At 56.0% G+C, this 5,228-nt stretch carries 2 tRNA genes and 2 rRNA genes; all 4 read right to left on the bottom strand.

What is annotated here, in order from left to right:
- Positions 1-52 precede the first annotated feature (52 nt).
- Positions 53-2,914, bottom strand: a 23S ribosomal RNA gene (locus BUA29_RS11655).
- Positions 2,915-3,124: 210 nt separating this feature from the next.
- A tRNA-Ile gene (locus BUA29_RS11650) sits at positions 3,125-3,201 on the bottom strand.
- A 19-nt stretch (positions 3,202-3,220) separates the two neighbouring features.
- A tRNA-Ala gene (locus tag BUA29_RS11645) sits at positions 3,221-3,296 on the bottom strand.
- 93 nt (positions 3,297-3,389) lie between these two features.
- Positions 3,390-4,934 (bottom strand): 16S ribosomal RNA (locus BUA29_RS11640).
- The 16S and 23S rRNA genes sit together here with 2 tRNA genes alongside, the layout of an rRNA operon.
- Positions 4,935-5,228: the final 294 nt, after the last annotated feature.

Genomic DNA, 5,228 nt, shown 5'->3' with positions numbered 1-5,228 from the left:
GTCTCGACGCGCGCATCGGGCCGAGGTGTCTCTCGAAGAGACTTGAGGTGATATGGTCAAGCCGCACGGATCATTAGTACAGGTTAGCTCAACGCATTACTGCGCTTACACACCCTGCCTATCAACCACCTGGTCTTGATGGGTCCTTCAGGGGGCTTGAAGCCCCGGGAGATCTCATCTTGAGGCGCGCTTCCCGCTTAGATGCTTTCAGCGGTTATCGCTTCCGAACATAGCTACCCGGCAGTGCCACTGGCGTGACAACCGGAACACCAGAGGTTCGTCCACTCCGGTCCTCTCGTACTAGGAGCAGCCCCTCTCAAATCTCCAACGCCCACGACAGATAGGGACCGAACTGTCTCACGACGTTCTGAACCCAGCTCGCGTACCACTTTAAATGGCGAACAGCCATACCCTTGGGACCGACTACAGCCCCAGGATGTGATGAGCCGACATCGAGGTGCCAAACACCGCCGTCGATATGAACTCTTGGGCGGTATCAGCCTGTTATCCCCGGAGTACCTTTTATCCGTTGAGCGATGGCCCTTCCATACAGAACCACCGGATCACTAAGTCCTACTTTCGTACCTGCTTGATCCGTCGATCTTGCAGTCAAGCACGCTTATGCCTTTGCACACAGTGCGCGATGTCCGACCGCGCTGAGCGTACCTTCGAGCTCCTCCGTTACTCTTTGGGAGGAGACCGCCCCAGTCAAACTACCCACCATACACGGTCCCCGACCCGGATCACGGGCCTAGGTTAGAACGTCAAGCACATCAGGGTGGTATTTCAAGGTCGGCTCCACCACAACTGGCGTCATGGTTTCACAGCCTCCCACCTATCCTACACAGACGAACTCAACGTTCAGTGTAAAGCTGTAGTAAAGGTTCACGGGGTCTTTCCGTCTTGCCGCGGGAACGCTGCATCTTCACAGCGATTTCAATTTCACTGAGTCTCGGGTGGAGACAGCGCCGCTGTCGTTACGCCATTCGTGCAGGTCGGAACTTACCCGACAAGGAATTTCGCTACCTTAGGACCGTTATAGTTACGGCCGCCGTTTACTGGGGCTTCGATCAAGAGCTTCGCCTTGCGGCTAACCCCATCACTTAACCTTCCAGCACCGGGCAGGCGTCACACCCTATACGTCCACTTTCGTGTTTGCAGAGTGCTGTGTTTTTGATAAACAGTCGCAGCGGCCTGGTATCTGCGGCCTCCCTCAGCTATTCACCATGGGAGGCGCACCTTCTCCCGAAGTTACGGTGCCATTTTGCCTAGTTCCTTCACCCGAGTTCTCTCAAGCGCCTGAGAATTCTCATCCTGTCCACCTGTGTCGGTTTACGGTACGGTCTGCACAAGCTGAAGCTTAGGAGCTTTTCCTGGAAGCGTGATATCAGCAGCTCTGTCCTAATGGACTCGTCCTTGGTCTCAACGTTGCCTCCCCGGATTTGCCTAAGGAGACCGCCTCAACCCTCTCACCGGGACAACCAACGCCCGGCCTGCCTAACCTTCTCCGTCCCTCCATCGCACTTGTGCGAGGTGCTGGAATATTAACCAGCTTCCCATCGACTACGCTTTTCAGCCTCGCCTTAGGGGCCGACTCACCCTGCGTCGATTAACGTTGCGCAAGGAAACCTTGGACTTTCGGCGTGCGGGCTTTTCACCCGCATTATCGTTACTCATGTCAGCATTCGCACTTCCGATACCTCCAGCAGACCTCTCGATCCACCTTCACAGGCGTACGGAACGCTCCTCTACCGCGCACACCGAAGTGTGCACCCCAAGCTTCGGTTCGACGCTTAGCCCCGTTAAATCTTCCGCGCAGACCGACTCGACCAGTGAGCTATTACGCTTTCTTTAAAGGGTGGCTGCTTCTAAGCCAACCTCCTGGCTGTCTGTGCCTTTCCACATCGTTTTCCACTTAGCGCCGATTTGGGACCTTAGCTGTGGGTCTGGGTTGTTTCCCTTTTCACGACGGACGTTAGCACCCGCCGTGTGTCTCCCATGCAGTCCGTCTCGGTATTCGGAGTTTGCCATGGTTTGGTAAGTCGCAATGACCCCCTAGCCATAACAGTGCTCTACCCCCGAGAGGATTCACATGAGGCGCTACCTAAATAGCTTTCGAGGAGAACCAGCTATCTCCGGGTTCGATTAGCTTTTCACTCCTAATCACACCTCATCCCCGACCTTTGCAACGGGCGTGGGTTCGGGCCTCCAGTCAGTGTTACCTGACCTTCACCCTGGGCATGACTAGATCACCCGGTTTCGGGTCTACTGCCTGCGACTATGCGCCCTTATCAGACTCGGTTTCCCTTCGCCTCCCCTACACGGTTAAGCTTGCCACAAACAGTAAGTCGCTGACCCATTATACAAAAGGTACGCCGTCACCCTTGCGGGCTCCGACTGCTTGTACGCACACGGTTTCAGGATCTATTTCACTCCCTTCACCAGGGTTCTTTTCGCCTTTCCCTCACGGTACTGGTTCACTATCGGTCGGTCAGGAGTATTTAGCCTTGGAGGATGGTCCCCCCATGTTCAGACAGGGTTTCACGTGCCCCGCCCTACTCACTTTCATCAATCAGGCCCTTTCGCATACGGGGCTATCACCCTCTATGGCCACCCTTTCCAGAGTGTTCTGCTAGAACCTGATCAACTTTTGGGCTAATCCGCGTTCGCTCGTCACTACTTACGGAATCTCGGTTGATTTCTTTTCCTCCGGGTACTTAGATATTTCAGTTCCCCGGGTTCGCCTCGTACACCTATGAATTCAGTGCACGATACCCTTGCGGGTGGGTTTCCCCATTCGGACATCGCCGGATCAACGCTTGTTGCCAACTCCCCGACGCTTTTCGCAGGCTGCCACGTCCTTCATCGCCTCTGACCGCCAAGGCATCCACCGTGTGCGCTTGTTCGCTTGACCATATCACCCCAAGTCACCTCGGAACGATACGTCGCTCGCGAACTCACGACGATCACTTCAATAAGGCAGCTTACGCTGCCCGCCTCAGCCTCTTACACGACACGTCGTCGACATTCGTCTCAAACGCTCGCGACTTCCCAATTTTCAATGAGCTCGCCCAGGCCGCAACGCCAGGACGCCTAAATCTTTTCGTGTGCGCCTCATTCAGAGTGGTGGGTCTGGGAGGACTCGAACCACCGGCCTCACCCTTATCAGGGGTGCGCTCTAACCACCTGAGCTACAGACCCAACGTGTCTTGTCTTTCAGTGGTGGAGCCTGTCGGAATCGAACCGACGACCCCCTGCTTGCAAAGCAGGTGCTCTCCCAGCTGAGCTAAGGCCCCGTTGTCTCACGGGACTCGCGAGCTACCCTCGCGATCTCTCTCTGAATGCAGGTTACTTGTGCGGACGCCTGACCAGGCGTTGCCATCATCTCAAAAGGAGGTGATCCAGCCGCACCTTCCGGTACGGCTACCTTGTTACGACTTCACCCCAGTCATCGGCCACACCGTGGCAAGCGCCCTCCTTGCGGTTAAGCTACCTGCTTCTGGTGCAACAGACTCCCATGGTGTGACGGGCGGTGTGTACAAGGCCCGGGAACGTATTCACCGCAGCAATGCTGATCTGCGATTACTAGCGATTCCGACTTCATGGAGTCGAGTTGCAGACTCCAATCCGGACTGAGATGGGGTTTCTGGGATTGGCTCCGCCTCGCGGCATCGCAGCCCTCTGTCCCCACCATTGTAGTACGTGTGTAGCCCTGGCCGTAAGGGCCATGATGACTTGACGTCATCCCCACCTTCCTCCGGCTTGTCGCCGGCGGTCTCCTTAGAGTTCCCACCTTTACGTGCTGGCAACTAAGGACAAGGGTTGCGCTCGTTGCGGGACTTAACCCAACATCTCACGACACGAGCTGACGACAGCCATGCAGCACCTGTGTCACGGTTCCCGAAGGCACTCCCACATCTCTGCAGGATTCCGTGCATGTCAAGGCCAGGTAAGGTTCTGCGCGTTGCATCGAATTAAACCACATACTCCACCGCTTGTGCGGGCCCCCGTCAATTCCTTTGAGTTTCAGTCTTGCGACCGTACTCCCCAGGCGGCGAACTTAACGCGTTAGCTTCGAGACTGAGCGCCAAAGTGCACCCAACCTCCAGTTCGCATCGTTTAGGGCGTGGACTACCAGGGTATCTAATCCTGTTTGCTCCCCACGCTTTCGTGCCTCAGTGTCAGTGCTGGTCCAGGTAGCCGCCTTCGCCACGAATGTTCCTCCCGATCTCTACGCATTTCACTGCTACACCGGGAATTCCACTACCCTCTACCGCACTCTAGCCCGCCAGTTTCCAATGCCATTCCCAGGTTGAGCCCAGGGCTTTCACATCAGACTTAGCAGACCACCTACGCACGCTTTACGCCCAGTAATTCCGAGTAACGCTTGCACCCTTCGTATTACCGCGGCTGCTGGCACGAAGTTAGCCGGTGCTTATTCTTCCGGTACCGTCAACACATCCAGGTATTAGCCAGATGCTTTTCTTCCCGGACAAAAGAGCTTTACAACCCGAAGGCCTTCTTCACTCACGCGGCATGGCTGGATCAGGGTTGCCCCCATTGTCCAATATTCCCTACTGCTGCCTCCCGTAGGAGTCTGGGCCGTGTCTCAGTCCCAGTGTGGCTGATCATCCTCTCAGACCAGCTACGGATCGTCGCCTTGGTGGGCCTTTACCCCGCCAACTAGCTAATCCGACATGGGCTCATCCAATCGCGCCAGGCCCGAAGGTCCCCGGCTTTCCCCCGAAGGGCGCATGCGGTATTAGCGTAAGTTTCCCTACGTTATCCCCCACGACTGGGCAGATTCCCATGTATTCCTCACCCGTCCGCCACTCGCCACCCATGGAGCAAGCTCCACTGTGCTGCCGTCCGACTTGCATGTATTAGGCCTGCCGCCAGCGTTCACTCTGAGCCAGGATCAAACTCTTCACTTAAAGTCTTCGAGGCCAAAGCCTCTAATGCTTCGAAGCGCAAAGCCTGACCAGACCCAATTACTCGCTGTACGTGTACTTGCGTACGAATACAAAGAATTGAGGTTCTGTTCAGACATCTGCTATGGACAACATCCACAGCCAGACGCCCGCACAAGTCACCTGCGCACACTGTCAAAGATCGCAAAGCCAGGCCGCAACGCCTACCTCTCTACCTCAGCGCCGTAGCGCCCGAGGGAGCCCAACATCATACAGGGGTTTTCATGTCTGTCAACACCCTGCGAGGCCGCCTCTCTC

This window comes from Thermomonas hydrothermalis (genome assembly GCF_900129205.1).
In the GTDB taxonomy this organism is placed as follows: domain Bacteria; phylum Pseudomonadota; class Gammaproteobacteria; order Xanthomonadales; family Xanthomonadaceae; genus Thermomonas; species Thermomonas hydrothermalis.
This window is presented reverse-complemented; position numbering and strand designations above follow the sequence as displayed.